General features: G+C 48.3%; 16 protein-coding genes and 1 tRNA gene. 2 read left to right on the forward strand and 15 right to left on the reverse strand.

Going from position 1 to position 21,967, the window contains the following annotated elements; translation table 11 throughout:
- Positions 1-6: 6 nt before the first annotated feature.
- The 9 genes from ACFVU8_RS22025 to ACFVU8_RS22065 all read right to left on the reverse strand — a co-directional run bounded on the left by ACFVU8_RS22025 (position 7) and on the right by ACFVU8_RS22065 (position 14,525).
- On the reverse strand, positions 7-1,020 hold the full coding sequence (locus ACFVU8_RS22025; RefSeq protein WP_379469210.1) for a cytochrome d ubiquinol oxidase subunit II: 1,014 nt from the start codon (positions 1,018-1,020) through the stop codon (positions 7-9).
- Positions 1,020-2,384: a cytochrome ubiquinol oxidase subunit I gene (locus ACFVU8_RS22030; RefSeq protein WP_387430223.1), complete on the reverse strand. Its 1,365-nt coding sequence runs from the start codon at positions 2,382-2,384 to the stop codon at positions 1,020-1,022. Before ACFVU8_RS22030 ends, ACFVU8_RS22025 begins: the two co-directional genes overlap by 1 nt.
- A 1,026-nt stretch (positions 2,385-3,410) precedes the next feature.
- Positions 3,411-6,752: a GH36-type glycosyl hydrolase domain-containing protein gene (locus ACFVU8_RS22035; RefSeq protein WP_387430225.1), complete on the reverse strand. Its 3,342-nt coding sequence runs from the start codon at positions 6,750-6,752 to the stop codon at positions 3,411-3,413.
- A 19-nt stretch (positions 6,753-6,771) separates the two neighbouring features.
- Entirely contained in the window at positions 6,772-8,970 is a 2,199-nt protein-coding gene (gene bglX / locus ACFVU8_RS22040) for a beta-glucosidase BglX (RefSeq protein WP_387430227.1), read from the reverse strand.
- Between the two features lie 190 nt (positions 8,971-9,160).
- The gene (locus tag ACFVU8_RS22045; RefSeq protein WP_379469219.1) at positions 9,161-10,774 is read right to left on the reverse strand and encodes an extracellular solute-binding protein; all 1,614 of its coding nucleotides are present in this window, start codon (positions 10,772-10,774) and stop codon (positions 9,161-9,163) included.
- A gap of 55 nt (positions 10,775-10,829) precedes the next feature.
- Positions 10,830-11,726, reverse strand: coding sequence for a carbohydrate ABC transporter permease (locus ACFVU8_RS22050; RefSeq protein WP_175370978.1), 897 nt, complete (start codon positions 11,724-11,726; stop codon positions 10,830-10,832).
- An 18-nt stretch (positions 11,727-11,744) separates the two neighbouring features.
- Positions 11,745-12,701, reverse strand: a complete 957-nt coding sequence (locus ACFVU8_RS22055) for an ABC transporter permease (RefSeq protein WP_066376776.1) — start codon at positions 12,699-12,701, stop codon at positions 11,745-11,747.
- 29 nt (positions 12,702-12,730) lie between these two features.
- The gene (locus ACFVU8_RS22060; RefSeq protein WP_379469222.1) at positions 12,731-13,480 is read right to left on the reverse strand and encodes an alpha/beta hydrolase; all 750 of its coding nucleotides are present in this window, start codon (positions 13,478-13,480) and stop codon (positions 12,731-12,733) included.
- 34 nt (positions 13,481-13,514) lie between these two features.
- Positions 13,515-14,525 (reverse strand): LacI family DNA-binding transcriptional regulator, encoded by a 1,011-nt coding sequence (locus tag ACFVU8_RS22065; protein ID WP_066376773.1) that lies wholly within the window; start codon positions 14,523-14,525, stop codon positions 13,515-13,517.
- A gap of 417 nt (positions 14,526-14,942) precedes the next feature.
- On the opposite strand from ACFVU8_RS22065, the gene ACFVU8_RS22070 reads away from it, so the two are divergent.
- Entirely contained in the window at positions 14,943-15,851 is a 909-nt protein-coding gene (locus tag ACFVU8_RS22070) for a serine hydrolase domain-containing protein (RefSeq protein ID WP_387430229.1), read from the forward strand.
- Positions 15,852-16,013: 162 nt separating this feature from the next.
- On the opposite strand, the gene ACFVU8_RS22075 is transcribed toward ACFVU8_RS22070, so the two are convergent.
- Positions 16,014-16,087 (reverse strand) — tRNA-Arg (locus ACFVU8_RS22075).
- 194 nt (positions 16,088-16,281) lie between these two features.
- Positions 16,282-16,638, reverse strand: coding sequence for a hypothetical protein (locus ACFVU8_RS22080; RefSeq protein ID WP_387430231.1), 357 nt, complete (start codon positions 16,636-16,638; stop codon positions 16,282-16,284).
- 144 nt (positions 16,639-16,782) lie between these two features.
- On the opposite strand from ACFVU8_RS22080, the gene asnB reads away from it, so the two are divergent.
- Entirely contained in the window at positions 16,783-18,627 is a 1,845-nt protein-coding gene (asnB, locus tag ACFVU8_RS22085) for an asparagine synthase (glutamine-hydrolyzing) (protein WP_379469229.1), read from the forward strand.
- 110 nt (positions 18,628-18,737) lie between these two features.
- Here the strand turns inward: asnB and ACFVU8_RS22090 are convergent, their stop codons facing one another.
- From ACFVU8_RS22090 to ACFVU8_RS22105, 4 genes are all read right to left on the reverse strand, one after another.
- On the reverse strand, positions 18,738-19,574 hold the full coding sequence (locus ACFVU8_RS22090) for an aldo/keto reductase (RefSeq protein WP_175370973.1): 837 nt from the start codon (positions 19,572-19,574) through the stop codon (positions 18,738-18,740).
- 155 nt (positions 19,575-19,729) lie between these two features.
- The gene (locus ACFVU8_RS22095; protein WP_175370972.1) at positions 19,730-20,185 is read right to left on the reverse strand and encodes a cupin domain-containing protein; all 456 of its coding nucleotides are present in this window, start codon (positions 20,183-20,185) and stop codon (positions 19,730-19,732) included.
- A 98-nt stretch (positions 20,186-20,283) separates the two neighbouring features.
- Positions 20,284-21,219, reverse strand: a complete 936-nt coding sequence (locus ACFVU8_RS22100; protein WP_175370971.1) for an SPFH domain-containing protein — start codon at positions 21,217-21,219, stop codon at positions 20,284-20,286.
- A gap of 13 nt (positions 21,220-21,232) precedes the next feature.
- On the reverse strand, positions 21,233-21,652 hold the full coding sequence (locus ACFVU8_RS22105) for an NfeD family protein (RefSeq protein ID WP_379469233.1): 420 nt from the start codon (positions 21,650-21,652) through the stop codon (positions 21,233-21,235).
- Positions 21,653-21,967: the final 315 nt, after the last annotated feature.

Raw genomic sequence — 21,967 nt, forward strand, 5'->3', positions numbered from 1 at the left:
CCTCCTTTAATGTTTCCCCTTTACATAATCCGCATCAAAGAGGAAAAGTCTGAACACTAGAATAAGTGAAGGGATCAGCAGACATAGCCCTCCGACAAAGACAATAATTAAGGCGAGACCCATAGCCGGCGAAGTGGCACTGTTCTGGATCGTAATGTAAGGATCAATGATATAGGGGTACTGCCCAATACCGTATGCAAAGAAAGCGCTGAAGAATTGTAACATGACACATATAAATGCCAATCCGTAGCGGCGCCCATTGTACAGCAGCCACATTGCCGTCATAAAGAATCCAACGGAAATCGCCAGCAGCCACCATAGATCCATCATGTTTTGAAAATGACGCGAATTGTGCTGGCCAAGGTATATAAAAGCAGTCAGTGCAATAACAATGGTCGGTGTACTCCAAAACAGAGCATAGCTCCGCATCAGCTTCAAGGCACCGGTATCCTCCGCACGGGAGGCATAAAAGGTCAAAAATGCACTGCTGATGAACAAGACAGAAACAATGGCCAGTCCAACGATGCTCCAGGATAACGGGCTTGAAAATAACGCCCAGTAATCAAGCGCAACACTGCCCTGCTCTTTTACAATAAATCCGCCCTCAGATAAGGTGAGCGCTACCGATAAGGAGGCCGGAATAAGCAAGCCGGAAGCTCCGTATAGAAATAAATACACGATGCTGCTCTTGGCCCCATAGTTCTCAAAAGCATAAAATGATCCGCGAATCGCAAGCAGAATCACAGCAATGCTTCCCGGAACAAGCAACGCAGAACCGTAGTAGTAGGCCGTATCAGGGAAAAAACCGACCATACCAATATAGAAAAAGATAAAGAAGACATTCGTAATCTCCCAGACAGGGGATAAATAACGTGAAATCAGACGATTAATCAAATGGTCCTGCTTGGTCAGGCGAGCATAGAAAGCAAAGAAGCCTGCGCCAAAATCAATAGAAGCTACTATTAAATAGCCGTACAAGAACAGCCAGAGCACCGAGATGCCAATCAATTCATAATTCATTACGCGTGCTCCCCTTCTTCTGTAGTGAGATTGCGCTTATCCTTCGCCCACTTTTCCATCTCGACTTCTGCCGGATTATTGTTAAATAAGCGTCTTAACACAAGAACACACATAATCCCCAGTACGATGTAAAGAAGCAGGAAGAAGAAAAATAAAATCCGCACATTAGGGGAAGAGGTTGCTGCTTCATCTACACGCATATATCCCCTGATGATCCAGGGCTGCCGCCCCATCTCAGCATAGAACCAGCCTAATTCGACGCCCATAAAAGCGAGCAGTGCACCCAGGACGATGATTCGAAGCAGCCACTTGTTGAACTCATTACGCTTTTTCCAGAATACAAAGAGGAAATAAAGCAGGGAAATAGCAAGTAGTGCAAATCCAATTCCAGCCATCGCATCAAAGAAGTAATGAATGAGCAGCGGAGGCCATTCCTCTTTGGGGATTTGATCAAGTCCTGTGACTGTTGCATTAAAGTCTCCAAAAGCCAGGAAGCTGAGAATTTTCGGGAGATGGAGTGCACCTATGACTTCATGCTCAGCGTTAAGGAAGCCGAGTAAAATCAAATCTGCGCCCTTTTCCGTTTTAAAATGCCATTCCCCGGCAGCGAGCTTTTCCGGCTGATGCTCAGCCAAAAATTTAGCCGAGACATCCCCTGCCAACGTATTGAGCAAGCTGAACAGCAAAACTACCCCCATCATAAGTTTCAAGGCTTTATTGTGGTAAGGCGTAACGCCTTTTCTCAGCATGGTTATAGCTGCAACACCGGCCAAGAGGGCGGCTCCTGTCAAATAAGCGGAGCTTAATACATGAAACACCTTGGAGAAGGTTGCAGCATTCAGCATGGCCTGTAACGGATTAACGGCCGTGAATTGCCCGGCATTCATTACAAAGCCTTGAGGCTGATTCATAAATCCGTTGACCGTCGTGATAAACACCGCAGACATCCCGGCTCCCAAGACAATAGGTATCATCAGCAGACAATGAATATACGGATTTTTGAACCGATCCCATGTATACAAATAGATTCCTAGAAAAATAGCTTCAAAAAAGAACGCAAACACTTCTAAAAATAACGGAAGCGCGATGACATTGCCCGCCATTTTCATAAAATTAGGCCATACTAAAGCTAGCTGTAATGAAATTGCGGTGCCTGTCACAACACCGACTGCTACGGAAATTACAAATCCTCGTGACCACCTCTTGGCCATCAGTGTATAGTGAGGATCTTGTTTGCGGACACCGATGAACTCGGCAATGGCAATCATCAGCGGTATACCGACGCCAAGTGTTGCGAAAATAGCATGAAACCCCAGGGTCATCCCTGTAACCAGCTTACTCCAAAATACCGTATCTACTCCCATAGGCTAATGCCTCCTCTCAAGCTCTGTTCGAATTATAAATATCAGAATTATGCTACTCAGCGTCTCCGTTCTATTTCATTCATAAACCCTTTTTTGAACTCGTAATGAACTAATAGAGATTTTTTTCACAAGATAGACAAAAAGCTTCCCTGCATCCCGTATTACGATTCCTGATATTTAAAATTATTATATCTTCGGTTTGAAGCAATTCAATTAAGGTCACGACTTCGTCTTTAAACGTTCAAGAAAGGATCAACTCTTTCCGACAACTACGTGAACATCATAAAAATAACCCGAACGAGCTATTGATGGATCCTTCAGAGCACCCTCAAATTCTGATTAACCCAATGTCATCCCCGGCTTCAGCGGCAAGAACATGATTCGTAAGGCATATTTGTAGCACGCCTCCCAATTAGAACCTTTATACAATCCGGACGGCTGGAAATCCCGATCTTATCGCAGAGACTTTGGATAATATATATGAAAAGCAAGATCGATTCGAAGATGTATTCCCAACAAACTTTGATCTAACTTAGTTTTCTAATTTATATAGATGAACAAAAAAGAGGCAATTCCGGCTGGTCAGCCAGGAATCGCCTCTTTTTTAGTTATATATAAGTCAAACAAAAGAAATTAACAAAAGCGAAGCTGAGCGAACAGGGACGTTTGGAACTACAGGCACATAGCTCTCGCCTGGATGCTTTTCATAGGAGAGCTAGCACCGGTTCATAGACTGTCTGTCGACAGATTTCAACCACTAGAAGCGCTATATTTCCCTTCACCAGTCGTCTTTACAGTGAAAAGAGGGCTCCCTCCCCAACTAACAGCATTTTTGCACCTTATTTTTCTTCAATATAGGTAAATGAGGGAAATAAGGTCATAATTGTATCTTATTTTTCGAAAAAGCACACTAGATGGGCTATTTTAGAAAATTTAAGGTACAATATTGCACTTAATTCCCACTCCCCCCTAGCTGTAGATGATTTAAGGTACGAAAATGCCGTTAATCGCACTATAGCATGCTTTTTACAGGTAGATCTCTACGACATTGCCCTCAGCTTTGCTGAACTGGTCATAGTCTTTACGATCGATGCGGACACCGCCGCTGCGGTAGCGGTTGTGGTTGTCTTTGGTAGCAACATCGTTGCCGTTCACGGTAACTCGCGAAATATCTCCACCTGTCAGATGATAGATGAAGTCCACTTTGGCTCCAGCGTATTCAAAAGTAAACTTCATGCCGTCAAGTGACTCCGGCAGGATCGGATCTAGGATCAGATCCCCGCCTTCTTGGCGAATACCAAGGGCGTTGGAGATCAGCTGGTTCATATAGATCCCAGGACCGCTGGAATAAATTCTCCAGCCGCCTTTTACCGGAACCTCACCGGTACGCAGCTTGTCAAAGCCTTCTTGCGCTTCGTAACGAGTATTGAATTTACCGTCCGAGCTGCTGAAGTAAGAATTCGCTTGGCGCAATTCAGCATTTGGTACTACATCACGGATACCAATCGGGTTGATGGCAGCCAGTCCACTCCAGACCTGATCATTCTTGCCCAGCTTAGCCATCGCTTCCACGTAACGGATATGTGCATGCACATATTGAAGTCCGATTTCGCGGCCGAAGTTCGAAGCCTGTTCTGCACGTTTGAAGTGCTTACTAACTCCGCCGACATATTGAGCCGGACGGTTCATCAACCGCACGCCGTCAGGACAGAACAATTTATCCTGAATCACCGCATAATGCGCTTCAGCCTGTTCAGGCGTCAACAATTCACTGATCATGCTGCGAGTCATCGGCAGGAGACGATATTGAATCCCTGTTTCGGTGTCACTAGGATGCACCATCAGCTTCACTTGTTCCGGGTCTTCCATGTAGAGGAAGCCAGGGATAACTTCGGATTGCAGCATATGCGTGTTGAAATCTTCACGGATGCCTTCAGCCAACTTGCCAAGTTCCTGTGCAATACCTGCATCAACTGTCTCCAACACTTTGGAGAAGCGGTTCAGCGTCTGATAGGTCAGAGCAACCGTCCAGCTGCTCACCATGTATTGCTTGAGCTGCGGGTTCGCAGGCTGCAACGTATCATCCCAGTCCCCGTCGCCGTAGGAGGATAGATGGGTGTCATGCAGGAAATGGCTTTGGATATAACCGATTTCTTTGCGGGCATGATCCAGCAGGCTTTCAGTCTCCTGCGTGAAGTCGAAGCTATGCTTGCGGGTGTATGGAAGCTGCTCCTGCAGGATTCCATAATCACGAGTAACCGCCAGGTAATCTCCCAATACTTTGAGCGGCCAAACGATAATATCGCCATGGCTCTCTTCCTGTTGAATCTTCGTATACTTATCGAACATGAACCATTGCGGCCAGTTGCCATCATCCTCATATTGGTGAGCGAAGATGGTCAAGATGATCTCACGAACTTGCTCATACTTGTGCGTAGCCATGAAGTATTCAACAGGGCCTTGGCAGACGTCACGTGTTCCCCATGCCGCGCCGCCGTACTGCTCCAGACCATGCGGAACGGAATAGTGAACCAGCATATTATGCGTGTACCACCAAGCAAGCGCGTTTACTTTGAACAGTTCGCCTTCTTCTCCGTTTTTATTGCTCAGATGGAACCCGTTCATAACACCGGTATAGAATTCACGATAGGAAGCAATTTCTGTTTCCACTGTTGTTTGACGTTCAGGTAGAGCTTGTCCGTCCAGCAAACCTTGAATACTCAGGGTCCATTCTGCACTAGACGACAGTTCCAAAACAGCTAATGGTGCCTTCTCAGGAGCAACACCGCTAACCAGCTTGGACTCATCGGTCAACGACAGCTCAGCACCTTGCAATTGGAAACGGTACTGCAGCTCAGGATATACGTCAGAACTTAGCGATTCGCTGTCAGCCTGGAAGATGATGCTGCCATTCTCCTGCTTCACTTTGTAAGCCAGTTCATATTCGTTAACATTCATTGTAATCTGATTCGTTACCAAATAACGATAGGCTGTACCGCTCTCTGCCCGAACATTCAGCAACAGCTCAGGTTCATTCGCTGTCGTGTAGTTCGTAATGATGAAGACCTCATTCTCGGTCTTGTAATGCCAACGGGCATAGTTGAAGCCGATTTCGAACAGGGACGGCATAGTCAACAGTCTGTACTGCCCATCGATTTGTACATAAATCCGCTGACCTGATGTTTTAGCAATATTCAGCGCATTTCTAGGATTGGTCATCAGCTTGTTGAAATTCGTGTTGCCGATAACGACCTGAGAATTGAAAATCCCGTACATATAAGAAGTAGTTGTAATGACCTTATCGTTGAGGCGCGCGTTGTCGCCGCTCATCAGAATATGACCATGCGGACGTTCTACGAGCAGTTCTTTTTCCTTCAAGACTACATGCTCATAAGTATCCGTGAAGAAGGACAATAGGGTATCCCCCTCCCACTCTTCTTGATGACGAACCGGATACAAGGCATTGATTTCTTCCGTAGTCAACGACAGAGCAGCCAGCGGCGCTCCTAGCTCAGACGTTAAGGCAGGACGTTCAGCCACTGCTCCGCCTTGGACTTCGGCATCTTTTACCGTATTCCATGCGACAGTGATCTCATCTTCAAATTCCAGTCCAGTCACTGCATCCTGGTGATTCTCCTTGAACAAACCATAGAAGACAAAGCGGGCATTTCCGTCCAGCTTCACCCGTGCGGATTGCAGCGCCGTATAGGCAAACTCATATTGATATACTTCATTCGCCAGTTTCTCGCGGCTTAAAGATTCCGGTTCATTCGTCTCCTTATAGGACAGGCCGAAGAATTGGAATCCGTCCGTCGAGAATCCGGTCGCTCCGGTTAGAGAACCTTGCTGTAGATACGGGAATTTCCCGCCTTGCGGCTGGTTTTGTCTGGAGCAAACAACGTAACCTTTAGTGCTATCTTCGAATACCGCATGGTCAATATATTGCGACAAATAAGCTTCATTGCTGCGAACCGCGCCGATATCAGCAATACCGACATCCTGGCCGTACACCAGATCAACCTCAACATCGCTACCTGTCAGTTTTACATCCCAGAACCAGATACTGTCCGAACCCAAGGTGAAGACTACTTGATATTCCACATGTCCGGCTTTGCCTTCCCAAACTACACGGTTGCCGTCCTGACGAACCGTGCTGGAAGAACGGATGCCAAGTAATGGAAAAGCTTGAATACCCTCGTTACTGTGCAAACGCAGGTAGAGGTTGGACAGCGAGCCATCCAGCAAGTTTGATAAAAGCTGGTTGATCATCGTCCGTCCGTATGAAGCTTTAAATACATCCCCGCTATTCAGAAAAGTAAACGACAGTTCTCCAGTACTCAGGGAGATGTTAGTGTTGTTAGTTGTCATTCCTGATCACTCCTATCCTTTACGACAGCACATGCCGTATATTTTCTACTGCAGCCTTCTCCAGGCGGAAGCTGTGGCTTTTCACATCTCGGCTGTTTGGACCGACGAACAATTGGAATTGTCCCGGATCACTAACAAAGCTGAGATCACTATGGTGATAGCGAAGCTGTTCTTCTGTAAGTGTGAAGTGAACCTCTCTGCTCTCTCCAGGCAGGAGACTAACTTTGGCAAAGTCCTTCAGTTCCTTAACAGGTCTTACTACTTCGCCTGAAATATCTCTAATGTAAAGCTGAACAATGTCTTGGCCAGCAACAGTTCCGGTATTAGTGACAGTCACTGACACCTTAAGGGGCTGATCCTGGGACATGATCCCTGAGGATACGACCGGTTCGCTATAAGTAAAGGTTGTATAACTAAGACCATAGCCAAACGGCAGCAGTGGTTCATTCGGAATATCGAGATATTGCGAGACATAACGTCCATCCGCATCCGGCGAATCCACAGGACGACCTGTGTTGAAATGGTTATAGTATACCGGGATTTGCCCCACCGATACCGGGAAGGACATACTGAGCCGTCCTGAAGGATTCTCATCGCCGTAGAGCAAGCTTGTAATTGCCGCGCCTCCTTCACTGCCCGGGAACCAGGCTTCCAAGATGGCGTCTGCAGTCTCATACACACCGCCGAGATCCAGGGGACGGCCATTGAATAGCACGACAGCGATTGGCTTGTCTAGTGCCTTCAGGCGAAGCAGCAATTCTCTTTGCGCTTCCGGAAGACGGATATCGGCACGGCTGCCCGCTTCACCGCTCATTTCGGAGCTTTCCCCGAGTGCCAGCACGATAACATCTGCAGCCAGCGCAGCGGCTTCCGCCTCCTGCCATTGCTCTTCAGTCATAGTCTCTATCCCTGAGCCTTCAGCTACGGTTATATGATCCGCGCCAATCCGTGCGGTCATCGCTGTCTCCAGCTTCACGGCATCCTCCATGGAGCCCGTCCAGGACCATGGACCAAGAATGTCACCGCTGCGGGCGAATGGACCAATCAGGGCCACCTTCTGGTCTCCCGAGAGAGGTAACACCCCATCATTCTTCAAGAGCACACTGGATTTAACAGCCAGCTCACGTGCGGCTGTACGGTGCTCCTCACAGAACACTACCTCACGCTCAGCCTCTGGATCAGCAGCACGATAAGGATTCTCGAACAATCCCAGCTTCTGCTTCAGCTTCAGAATGCGCAGTACAGACTCATCAATCAGCTTCTCATCCACCAGGCCGTCCCGCACAAGAGCAGGCAATTGGTGTACATAACAAGCCGTCATCATTTCAATATCCACGCCGGCGCGTATAGCCTTCAGAGCTGCCTCGGCTTCATCCTCAGCAACACCATGCGGGATCAGTTCCTTCACTGCGCCCCAATCGGAGATCAGGATCCCGTCAAAGCCCCATTCTTCACGCAGCAGTTCGCGCAGCAGCTTCACATTTCCGCTGGCCGGAATCCCGTCAATGGTATTGAACGAGGTCATCACCATTTCACAGCCTTCATCCAGCGCCGCACGATAGGCCGGCAAATAATATTCACGCATATGGCGTTCAGACAAATCTACCGAATTGTAATCACGCCCAGCTTCAGAGAGTCCATAAGCGGCAAAATGCTTAATGCAAGCCGCCACACGGTCCTTATCTCCTGCCAGATCGCTACCCTGAAAGCCGCGCACAAACGCGCGGGCGAACAGACTATTCAGATGCGGGTCCTCTCCCGTGGACTCCATCACTCTTCCCCAACGCGGGTCACGCACCAGGTCAGCCATCGGCGCATAGGTCACATGTACACCTGAGACTGCAGCTTCCTTAGCAGCAACAGCTGCGCTCCGCTCCGCTTCTTCCAAATCCCAGGAACAGCCAATAGCTAGTGGCACCGGGAAAATAGTCTTGAAGCCGTGAACGATATCAGCCATCATCAGCAGCGGAATGCCCAGTCTGTTCTTACGCAGATGAGCTTTCTGCACGGCAATCACTTGCTCCGCCCCTGCCAGACCAAGCACAGAACCACTGCTCTCTATCATTTGATCCGTCATGCCCATTGCTTCCATCGGGCCAGTAATCTGCCCTCCGCTCTCCGCCCCTTCATAGAAGTTAGCGGCTAGCTGTTGTAATTGAGCAATCTTCTCCTCAAGTGTCATCTGATTTAACAAGATGACCAGTTGCCGATCGTCCATTTCAAATCCCCCGTTGTATGATTTCTATATATAATGTCTAATGGAAGAACCCGGGTGCAGCAATTCGCACCCGGGTTCTGTAGCGGTTCGGCCCGGGCGAGCCCGGGAAGACGGGAATCAACACTTTCCCGTCCGCACGATTAATTAAAGATACTAACCACGCTTGGTTCCTCCGCGCATGGGGCAGGAATTACTTTTTCAAGTTGTTCAATTCATCAAGAACAGGTTGTACAAGTGACATTTTGCTGTTAACCCAATCTTTCCAGTTCTTTTCAAGATCACCTGGTTGCAGAATCAGGTTCGTATATTCGGTAGCATAGTCGAAGGACGCCTGGTTCTTGGCTTTGGAATCATACAGCTGGAAATCCCAATCGTAATCAGCAAGTGATTTATCTTTCATTCCAAGTTCAGCTTTTTCCTTGAACAATTGCACTGAACGCTCACGGTATTCTTTCTTGATACCAGGATTCACGATACTGAAGTCATCCGCCAGGACATACAGTCCTTCAAAACGGTTTGGATATTTCTTATCCAGCGTTTGTCCTTCAGGAAGAAGGCTCACTAGCTCCTGATTGTCACCATACTTCCAGTCTTTTCCTTCAAAGCCCATGTTAACAATCAAGTTGCCTTCTTTGGCTGTTGTGTATTCCATGAAGTCCATGATGCGCTCGAATTTCTCTTTGCTGATGTTTGGCGAGAAGATTACAGCAGACCAGAAGTTAACTTGCTCCAGGTTGCGATATTTACCGTCATCACCAAGTACGATAGCGGTATGCACGACATCATCGCTGTTCAAGCCGAGGTTATCCTTCAGTCTTTGATCCATGTCTTTTCTGTAGGAAGCCAGACCTCCAAGACTAGTAATCCCGGATACACCGTTAACATTGAACTTTTGGTTGGCTTCACCATTCTTCCAAGTGTAGAACTCTGGGTGCAGCAGGCCTTCTTTATACGCTTGTTGCAGATCCTTTAAGCCTGTCAGCGTTTCTTGGTTGGCAGGTCCCCATTGGTATTTGCCATCCGCATCTTTGTAGAAGGCAGATTCCACACGGGAATGTGCGCTGTTAGCCATAATAATGTTGGTCAGTGCATCGTTGACATCATAGGAGATAGGAACCAGATTCGCCCCAACCTTGCCTGGATCTTTCTCTTTAAGCAGTCTTGCAAATTCCATCAGTTCACTTGTAGTGTAAGCATCCTTTATCGGGAAACCTACTGCCTTGGCCCAGTCGGAACGAAGGGCGATAACGCCAATTTGGTTCACAAGCGGATCAGCCGGCTTGTTCTCGTTGTATACCGGTCTTGGCAGAACATAAGTACCGCCGACCAATTCTTCCAGCTTGTCACCAAGTCCAGTCAGCTTGTAAGCTGCTGCTACGCTTGGCCAACGCTCTTTCCAGTTATCCGGAAGTTTGTACAGCAGACCTTGATCAATGTAATTAAGGGCATCCCCGTGAACATAGTTCCAGCTCGCTACGTCCGGCAGATCGCCAGAGTTGATCCACAGGCGCAGCTTCTCTGCCCAAGAATCCCACTCTACGTAGTTGTAATCCCATTTGATGTTGAATTTATCGGTAAAATATTTATGAAATTCGTTATCGAAATCAGAGTTCGCTGTCTTGATCGTGCTGGCAATGGAGATATTCAGATTATTTTTGTACCCATCTGTAGGATTTCCGTAATCGGAGTTGCCTGCTTCAGCTCCATTGTTACCCGAGTTCGAGCATGCTGCCAGCAAAACCATGGAAGTGCCCAATACAGCTGCCAAAATCGTTCTGACTGACTTTCTTTTGAATGTGTTCATGATAGACCTCCTGTTTTGTGTGACTATCTGTCTCTTGATGTTACTCATGTATAAACTAGGTCTTGATAGCCCCTGTTAATACCCCTTTAGCAAAATGCTTCTGTAGCAGCGGGAAGAAACACATGATCGGAACCATGGTTACGAATACCGCCGCCATTTTCATACCCATGGAGAAGGACTGCTTGCCGGCAGCACCTAAGCTGCTGGCATTAGCAGCGTTGACCTGCGCCTCCGTAATGATAGATCGCAGCACATTCTGCAATGGCATCTGGTCCGCTTTTCGCAGGAAGATCATTGCTTCATACCAGCCATTCCAGAAAGCTACACCATAGAACAGCGTGATTGTAGCTACGATTGGTGCCGACAATGGCAGTACGACTCTAAAGAGAATCTTCCATTCTCCAGCTCCGTCGATCCGTGCCGATTCCATCAAGGATTCAGGCAGGCCGCTAAAATAGTTGGACATCAGAATCAGGTTGAAGGCACTGAAGCTTCCCGCCAAAATGACGGACCATAGTGTACCTGTCAGGTGCAAGTCCTTCATGATGAGATAGAGCGGTACAATCCCGCCGTTGAAGATCATCGTGAACAGGACAAGCATGAAGATCAGTTTTTTACCTGGAAACTTGCTTCTGCTGAGGCCATAGCCCATGCTTGTCGTCAAGAACAAACTCAACGGCAGACCTAGTACAAGAATCTTCATTGTATTCAGATAACCTGTCCCGATGAGACCTTCCGCGAAGAGCGCTCTATACGACTCCAGTGTCGGGTGTTTCGGGAATAGCATCAATGGATTGTCGGCATATTCCTTTTGCGTGGAAAAGGAAATCATGATTACATTCCAAAATGGAATCAGGATGGCTAAGGCACCTACAGTCAGAATTGCGAAAATGACATAATCCATTGTCGTCATCTTCTGACTGCCTACCTTGGCCTTGGATTTCTTGCTCATTTGTTTAGCTCTCCTTTCTTACCGGAATAAACCGTCGCCGCCCATAAGCTTGGCAGCTCTGTCAGCCAGAAGCAGTAATATCATGTTGACAATCGAACGGAACAGACTGACTGCGGTGGAGAACGAGAAGTCCGTAGCGGACTGGAACGTAATCCGGTAGATGTACACATCCAGCACTTCCGAGACATTCTTAGTCGCCGCATTTGCCATATTGAAGATTTGGTCAAATCCGGAAGACATCAGACCACCTACAGATAGAATGAACATAATGGTAATGGTCGGCAAAATGTTCGGAATCGTAACTTTGAAAATTTGTTGCAGACGTGTAGCTCCATCAATCTGAGCGGCTTCATATTGATCCGTATCAATCCCCGAAATCGCAGCCAGGAAGATAATCGCTCCCCATCCGGCTGATTTCCAAATATCTGCCAGATACAACATCGGTACGAACAATTTCTCGGAACCCAGGAAGTTAATGCCTGTTCCACCGAGTAATTTAATGAGGCTGTTCACCAGACCATCATAAGAAAGAACGTTGATGACCACACCGGACACAACGATCCAGGACAAGAAGTTCGGGAAGGTAAATACAGTCTGTAGCGCTTTCTTATAACGGGTCATGCGCAGTTCGTTAATCAGAAGTGCCAGAATAATCGGGAACGGGAATTGAATGATCAGCTTGCCGATGTTAATGGCGAGTGTGCGCCAGACTGCATTAGCAAACGCCGGGTCCCGGAATACATATTTGAAATTTTCAAATCCTACCCAAGGACTGCCCCATATTCCCAAATTAGCTTTAAAATCCTTGAAGGCCAACGACAAACCGCCCATTGGAAGATACGCGAACAGAATTAACCAGACCAAACCTGGAAGCACCAGGGTATACACCATTCTGTTCTTCCATATTTCCCTCATCAACAGCCGAAACTTGCTGTCATTCATCTTACTTGCCGGTAATGCGGCTGCGGGTTTCAAATTGCATCTCCTCACTCTACTTGAGACTTTTAGTTATACAGAAAATCAAAGGTTGTCTTCAGATGCTGCTCCCAGAATCGCCATTCATGCGTTCCAGGTGTTTCAACATATCTGAAATCATAAGGTGTCGTCTCCATATATGAGGCGAAATCCCGGTTCATCTCGGCAAAAGGATCCTCCGAGCCGCAGCAGGTCAGAATGGCCGGTAGCGCCCTGTTATCCTTCACCAGCTTGTCCGCGAGCGCGCGGATATCTTGGTCCGGCTTCACCTGCAACCCATTGCCAAAGACCCCCATCATCTCCCTTGACATCTCCGGGCCCATGTGCGGATCATTCAAGCGTTTCTGAAGATCAGTGACGCCAGACAAGGACACGACCTTGCTGTAGCGTTCCGGATAAGTCAGTGCACATTTCAGTGCACCGTAACCGCCCATCGACAAACCAGCGATGAACGTCTTCTGCGGGTCGGTCTCAAGATTGAGCAGACGCGCGCAGAACTCGGGCAGTTCCTGTGTAATATAGCGGAAGTAATCTAGCCCGTACTCCATGTCCGTGTAGTAACTTCTGCCCACTTGAGGCATAATCACCGTGCAGCCATATTGGCTTGCATACAGCTCTGCGGTGGTTAGTCTGTGCCATGTGCTAGCATTGTCACCCGCGCCGTGCAGCAGATACAGCGTTCCGCCTGATCCTGTACCGGCATCAACGGGTGAGATGATATTGACTGTGGTCGTCATTCTCAAGGTAGGAGAACCTGTCTCAACAGTTAAAAGTGCCATATGCTATCTCCTTTGATTCAATACTGACGCCGATTTATTTGATTTTTCTGCAAGACCCGCGCTTAACCAGCACCGATTCGAATACCGTGTGCTTGTTCGCAGATTGTCCCGAGATCAGATCAAACAAAATTTCAACGCTGGCTTTCGCCATGTCCACACCAGGCTGGCTGATGGTATCAAGGGATGGGTGATAATACTCGGCCATCTCAATGCCGTCAAAGCCGATGATCGACACATCATTCGGGATGGACAGTCCGAGCGACAGCAGCGCTTTGGCTGCCCCGATCGCAATCGTATCCGATGCTGCGAACACAGCGGTAATTTCCTTCTTCTTGTTGAGCAGGCGTTTGGTTGCCGTGAACCCCGAACTTGGACTGTATTCACAATCCTCCACCAGCGCGGGATCATACTCAATACCATGCTCCTCAAGTGCCTTGATGTACCCCAGCAAGCGTCTGTTCCCAGTCGTATGCTGCACCAACGGGAACCTGGCCAAGAAGCAAATTTTCCGATGACCAAGCGAGATCAGATAGCTTGTTGCCTTATACGATTCCTGAACATCGTCAATGACCACACTGGAAAAGACCGAAGGATCAACATCCTGCGTCGTTGTGATGGTCGTAAGCACGAATGGAATGGATAATTGCTTGAACTTTTCTTCTGAGTGGTCATAAGTACCGCCCATGAAAATAACTCCGTACAGATTCTTCTCCTTGACCAGTTGAAGGGCTGTGTTAATCTCGTCCACCCCGTCTTCGACATGCTGGATCAAGAGCGGACAGCCGCGCAGGTTGACCTGGCGCTCAACTTCCTTGATCATATTGGCGAAGAACGGGTTGGAAATCCCTTTAACCATGAGTGCAATCGTATTGGATTGTGTCTTTTTCAGGTTGCGTGCATTTCCGTTAGGAATGTAGTTGTACTCTTTAACAACTTCCATAACCTTGGCCCTGGTAGCCTCACTGACTACGCCGGTATTATTGATGACCCGCGAGACCGTGGCTATGCCGACACCTGATAGTTTGGCAATATCCTTAATATTCATGTTCTTTCTCTCCACTCCGGTTATCAAATTCTCATAACGTAAAACATGGTTATGAAAACAACTAAAATCCATGGGAAACGTTTCCCATGATAACAATAAGAAACTCTTCACTAGCTGTATTCGCTTTCTTTGTTCATTATGAACATCATTTTTGGGATTGTCAACAAAAATATCTAACATCAAAAAAGTGGAGATTTAATTATTCAGTAGAATTTTATTCAATTTAAATCATAATTTATGTCAATAACTAATAAATGTAATTATATATTCGGATCATTTCATTCCATTAACTTAGTGAAGAGCTTGAAGAACCTAATTTCCGTTTTTTTCTTTACTATTTCAGGAAACGTTTCCACTTGTATTGTTTCTCCATCAAGTTGTACACTTATAGAAGCATTTGCAGAAAGAAGGGAAACTATGCTCAACTTGACATCATTTGAAACCCTGATCCGGGAATCCGGGCTGAATGTTTTTGGCATCCGTGTCCTGCAACAAGGAAAGTTGCTGGGCAAAGTAGCCTTCGCGGAAGATGTCCGCCGTATCCAGCATTCAATCAGCAAATCCTTTACCGCTATGGCAGTTGGACTGGCCATTGAAGAAGGCAAGCTCTCACTGGATACCAAACTCAAGGATCTTTTTCCCGAGTATCCTCCTCTACCCGGTGTCACTGATGACTCCATGCAGCCGGGTGAGCTGACACTTTATGATTTACTTCGTATGTCTTCAGGACATGATAACCCGCCATTCTGGGCGGAAGAACGAGCCACTTTGCCCGAGAAAGATTGGGTAAAGCATTATCTATCCTTGCCGCTCGACCGTGTACCAGGTGAAAAGTTCATGTACAGCAGTGGGGACACCATCATGATCTCGGCTATGATACAAGAAGCCGTAGGTGAAACTGTGAAAGACTATCTCGTCCCGCGCCTGTTCGCACCGCTCGGCATCCACGATGTCTACTGGGAGACTACCCCGCTTGGCAGAACACTCGGCTGCGCTGGGCTTGTGATCAATACAGAAGAATTGAGTCGTTTTGGACAGCTTATGCTGCAAAGAGGACAGTGGGAAGGTAAGCAATTGATCCCGGCCGAGTGGATTGACTATGCTACCGGGAAGCGGATCGATAACGATGGACCGGCGGATTGGGGACAAGGCTACGGCTGCCAGTTTTGGATGTGTACGCATCAGGCCTACCGGGCAGATGGAGCCTACGGACAGTTCTGTATTGTCCTACCGGACAAGCAGGCTGTCATCGCCATTAACAGCCAAGAGGAGAATATGCAAGGAATCTTGAATGCCGTATGGTCAGAGATATGGCCACAGCTGTAAGTTGACGGCAGTACTCTTCCCCGAGAAAAGTAACGGTTATATAAAACACAACGCCATTCGGAAAATGACTTCAACGTCATGCACCGAAAAGATCAATTCCACTCGATAGGACATTGGAATATAACACAGAAAAAGCCTTCCATATGGAAGGCTTTTTCATGACGTCCCGGAAGGGATTCGAACCCCCGACCGTGCGCTTAGAAGGCGCATGCTCTATCCAGCTGAGCTACCGGGACATGACTATGTATTAACGCAACGTTATCTATTATACCTTATTCAGCTTTTTTTTCAAGGCATAACAATGGAAAACGCATATTTTTTTCATTTTCTCATCTAATCAGCACCTTCTTCCGGGCGCTCTCACGAGATCACCATGCACAAAGACCCGCCTTAAGCGGGTCTTTGACAAAGCGAAACCGGGCTTTCTTTTTTAGGAGAGTCCCCGAAAATGATCCTCCAGCTGCTTTTTCAAATCCCCAAAAATCAACAGCTCTCGCTGGAACTTGGATCGTTCCTCCTCAGGGCTCATAACAATGCTGCCGGTAAAGGCACTTGAAGTCACATCCACAAAGGCATCGTGCAGATTATTGTCGAACCAATCCGTAGCAGTGCTGGCATCATTCGTCACAATACGCACAATTTCGTACCCGTCCTCGCGCTCGTCCTCCACGATATATACAAGCAGCCCGGAATCCTCAGCAGCCCCTGGCAATACCCCTACCTCTGCGCATGGCGCACCGTCATATTCCGTCATTCTGCGAATTTTGGCATCTTTAATATAATACACTTGTCATCCATCCTTCCCGGCAAATTTCCCTCTTCTCTAGTGTTCGGATAAGGACATACATTTTATTCCTTGCTTCGGCATATATCTGTATTACTTGGCAAAAAAGAAAGGACAACAATCGCACAAAAGAGAGGATGAAACATCATGTGCGGAATAACCGGATTTATCCAGTGGCGCGATGATCTTACACAGCACTCGGGACTACTGGTCAAAATGACTGATACATTAGCTAACCGCGGGCCGGATGCAGCAGGCACCTGGATTTCAGGACCTGTCGCTTTTGGACATCGCAGACTTAGCGTAATTGATCCAGAGAACGGCGCACAGCCGATGATTACCCGCCATGAGGACCATCCATATGCAATTGTTTATAACGGAGAACTCTATAATGCACCCGAGCTGAAAAAAGAACTGCTCGTGCGTGGTCATCAATTCCGCACGGAGTGCGATACCGAGGTTCTCCTCCATTCCTATATTGAATGGGGACCGGATTCTGTAGAGAAGCTGAACGGAATCTTCGCTTTTGCCATATGGGATGGCCGGCGGGAGCAGGTGTTCTTCGCACGTGATCGCCTTGGCGTTAAGCCGCTTTTCTACAGTCAGGTGGATGATGTCTTTGTCTTCGGCTCCGAGCCCAAAGCGCTGCTCCAGCATCCCAAAGTGCAGCCCGTCGTGGGCCCTGAGGGTCTGGCAGAAATCTTCATCATCGGCCCTGCCCGCACTCCCGGGCAAGGGGTCTACAAGGATATGTTCGAACTTCGCCCTGGCCACGCTATGATCTACAGCCGGGAAGGACTGCGCAATTATGCCTATTGGAAGCTGGAAAGCTTCGAACACACAGATAATGAGAACGAAACTGCCGCCAAGGTGCGCGAGCTGCTGCAGGATACGCTAGAGCGCCAACTCGTTTCCGACGTACCAGTCTGCTCCCTCCTATCTGGAGGACTGGATTCAAGTGCCTTATCTGCGCTGGCCGTCAACTACTACAACCGCACCGGTCAGGGGCAAATCAACACCTTCTCTGTCGATTATGTCGACAACGACAAGCATTTCAAGAGCCATACCTTCCAGCCCGGTGCTGACGGTCCCTGGATCAAGCGGATGGCGGAAGAGTTGAACACGAACCACCACTACATCAATTTTGATACCCCCGAGCTGGTCGAAGCGCTTGATAATTCCTTATACTCTCGCGATCTGCCAGGAATGACGGATGTGGATTCTTCCCTCTATTTGTTCTGCCGTGAGATCAAGAAGCAGGCAACCGTGGCCATTTCGGGTGAAGCGGCTGACGAAATCTTCGGCGGCTATCCCTGGTTTCACCGGGAAGAGATGCTCTCTTCCGGCACCTTCCCTTGGTCCGTAGCTCCGAAGATGCGGGCCGGATTATTGTCTCCGGAAATCGGCGAATGGATTCGACCACTGGAATATCTGGGAGACCGGTACAGCGACGCGGTCGCCGAAGTCCCTGTCTTAACCGGGGAAACCGGCAAGCAAGCGCAAATGCGGGTTATGTCTTACCTGAACATCACCCGCTTCATGCCTACCCTGCTCGACCGCAAAGACCGGATGAGTATGGGCGTGGGTCTGGAGGTTCGCGTACCTTATTGCGACCACCGGCTCGTGCAGTATGTCTGGAATATTCCTTGGGAGATCAAAACTGTCGGCAACCGGGAAAAAGGCATTCTGCGCAAAGCACTGGAAGGCGTCCTCCCGGATGATGTGCTCTACCGCAAGAAAAGTCCCTATCCCAAAACACATAATCCGGCTTATCTCGATGCCGTGCGCCAGCGGATGCTGAATATACTCGATGACGCCTCGTCCCCGCTGCTTCCTTTGATTGATGCTGCTAAAATCCGTGAGATTGCCGCTTCGCCAGAATCCTCTACCAATCTGCCTTGGTTCGGGCAATTGATGTCCGGTCCACAGCTATTCGCCTACCTGTCACAGGTAGATCTCTGGCTCCGCACATATAACGTAGCTATCCGTTAATCGCTACATGTCGATATCCCTAGCAAAAATAGCAGGTTCCCGAGTTGGGAGCCTGCTATTTTACGATATTCAAGCTATTGAATGCCTTTACGAAGCTAAGCTAAGGTATTTTAAAAATTAAAATTGTCCGGGTCCGGCCCAAACCGGCTGTCCTGATTCAGATCTTCCAGCGCCTTGACATCCTCATCACTGAGCGTGAAGTCAAAGATGCCTGCATTTTCCTGAATACGGTTGGCATGAACGGATTTCGGAATAGTGATTACGCCCTGTTGGATATCCCAACGCAGTACAATCTGTGCAGGCGTTTTGCCGTATTTCGCCGCCAGTTCCTGAATCAGCGGAAGATCCAGGTTCCCCTGCATCAGCGGACTCCAGGCTTCCAGTTGAATCCCCTGCTCGCGGCTATACTTCAGCAATTCGCGCTGGGTCAGCAGCGGGTGGAATTCAACCTGGTTAACGGCAGGCACAACCCCGGTATCTTCTATAATGTCCTTGAGGTGATGAATTTGGAAATTACTCACGCCGATGGATTTGACCAAGCCCTCTTTTTGCAGATGGATTAGCGCTTTCCATGACTCGCGGTACTTCCCTGCAACCGGCCAATGAATGAGATACAGATCAATGACCTCAAGTCCCAGCTTGCGCCGGCTGTCCTCGAACGCCTGAAGCGCAGACTCATAGCCTTGATGGCCGTTCCACAATTTGGTGGTGATGAACAGTTCTTCGCGCGACACTCCACTTTCCCGTATGCCTCGTCCGACACCTTCTTCATTCTTGTACGCCGCCGCGGTATCAATGCTACGGTAGCCTACCTCTAGTGCTGATTTCACCGCATGAACTACCTCGTCGCCATCCTTGGTCTGCCAGACACCGATCCCGAGCCACGGCATGGTCGCTCCGTCATTTAATGTGGGTCCACCTGTGAACGGTCCGTTCAATGTACTCATTACTTCACCCTCCAAACGTGTATTGTTCGTTTCACCATACTTAACCTTAAAACAGGTTCCAGAATCTGGTACTAACCAAAGATAAGTATAGCAGATTGTCCTCCATGAAAAAAACAGACAAAAAAACGCGGGCAATCGCTGCCCGCGCCTCTCTCCTACTCTTCAATCAGCTTGAAATCATCAAAATGGAACTCTGGTGAAACAATGCACGACACCAGCGCTGGCTCATCGCCAAGAGTGCGGGCCGCTTGCCATGCCCCTGCCGGAACAATCGCCTGCGGCTGTTGGCCGGCTGCGATATCCGTACCCAAAATCACTTCCTGTACGTCTTCCGGCTTATCACCGGTTCCGCCAATACTCAAGACGATCGGACTGCCGGAATGCCAAAGCCAAACCTCATCAGACAGCACGGTATGCCAATCTGAGCTTTCATCACCATGGAGCAAAAAATAAATGGAAGAGGCCGAACCTCGCGGACCGGAATAAGCCTCACCAAGCGTGTTCTGCGGAATTTCAAAAGAAGATACCCAAAGCCTTTTGTACCAGCCGCCTTCGACATGGGGCTGCAAGCCCAGCGCCTCCACTAACGGGGAAATTTCTCTTTGTGTCAACTGTCTTCTCTCCTTACTCGTTTGGGAAATTTAACCGGTTATTTTGCCCGGTTTCGCTTCCACTTTAACGGAATAAGGAGCCTTTGTCTATTATCTGCTTACTTTCCGTCCTTACTGGCCTTGAATACTTCAGCAATCGCCCCAAGACTACCCAGGGTCTCTACTGTGCTAGAAGGCAGGAACACTTTGTTCGCCGGTCCCTTAGCGATTTCAGTCAGAGCCTCGAAGGAGCGATACGCCAATACATTCTCATCCAGACCGGCAGTACGGAGGAGCTCAATCCGAACCTTTTCCGCTTCGGCTACGGCTTGAATCGCCTTCGCTTCACCGAGTGCTTCCAATTCCTGCGCCTGACGCAAACCTTCCGCTTCGCGAATGCGAGCTTCTTTATCCCCTTCCGCCTTCAGGATCTTACTCTGCTTGTCGCCTTCCGCGCGCAGGATCATGTCCTGTTTGGCAGCTTCGGCTTCCAATACGATCGCCCGCTTGCTGCGCTCCGCCTTCATTTGCTTATCCATGGCTTCCTGGATATCAACCGGTGGCTTAATGTCAATAACCTCGACGCGCTCAATCCGCACGCCCCATTTCTCCGTCGCCTCATCAAGGGCAATCCGGATCTCGGTAGAGATTTTTTCCCGGCCAGACAAGGTCTCATCCAGCTCCAGCTTACCGATAATCTGCCGCATGGTTGCCGTGGAAATGTTGCGCACCCCATAGACGTAATCGGAAATGCCGTAAGTGGCTTCTTCTGGTCCAACAACTTGATAGAAAATGATGGTGTCGATCTGCACCTGCACGTTATCCTTCGTAATCACTGTCTGTGGCGGCACATTGGCCTGTTGAATCCGCAAATCATGATATGTGCGTACCTGATCAATAACTGGAATAAGGATGTTCAGGCCCGGTTTTAACAGACGGTGAAATTTACCGAGACGCTCGACAACCCCCACCCGCTGCTGTGGTACAATTTTGACCGTCAAAGCTACAAATACAATCACAACAAAAAGTACAACTCCAATAATGACCCATTCCATCCTTACATGCCCCCTATCGTTCTACTTCAATAATGGTACTGCTTCTTCCAATGATCCTGACAACTTCATCTTTATCCAGCACCTGTGACGAGGATGCACTCCAGGTATCCCCGCCAACCTTGACCTGGCCATAACGCCCCGGTTCAATCGGCTCGACAACAATACCCTGTCTTCCGACAATATCCGTCCCTGTATCCTTGAATCCTCTGGAACTGCGAAACCTAGCCACAATCGGCTTGGAGAACACAGTCAAACCAATGGCAACCAGCGAGCCAAGCACAACCTGAAGCAGAATAGCATCCGGCACGATAAGTGAGACCAGACCTGCGACTACAGCACCAATGCATAGCCAAAGCAGATAAAACGTAAGCGTCATCATTTCTACAACGAGCAGGAGACCGGCCACAATAAACCAGATAGCCCAAATGACCATGGGGTACCACCACCTTCCCTATATACTACTATAACGAAAAAATTGGCAGCGCGTTGCATCCTTTGAAAAAAAAGTCGCTAAGGCATACATATGATATATATTTCTTTGTCTCGGGGGATATGTGTCGATCTGCACTTTCATCTGAAAAAGATGGTTTAGGCCCGAAAACCAACAAATCCAAAACAAATAGACTAATAGATTCCTTCAATCCCCTTTTGAAGTGAGAATAGGTATACATCGATGCACACTAATTAACCTACAAGGGCAACTAACATACCATGAACTACTAAAAATGACTATTGCATAAAGAAAATA

This window comes from Paenibacillus sp. NPDC058177, assembly GCF_042883835.1.
GTDB classification, from domain to species: domain Bacteria; phylum Bacillota; class Bacilli; order Paenibacillales; family Paenibacillaceae; genus Paenibacillus_AQ; species Paenibacillus_AQ agri.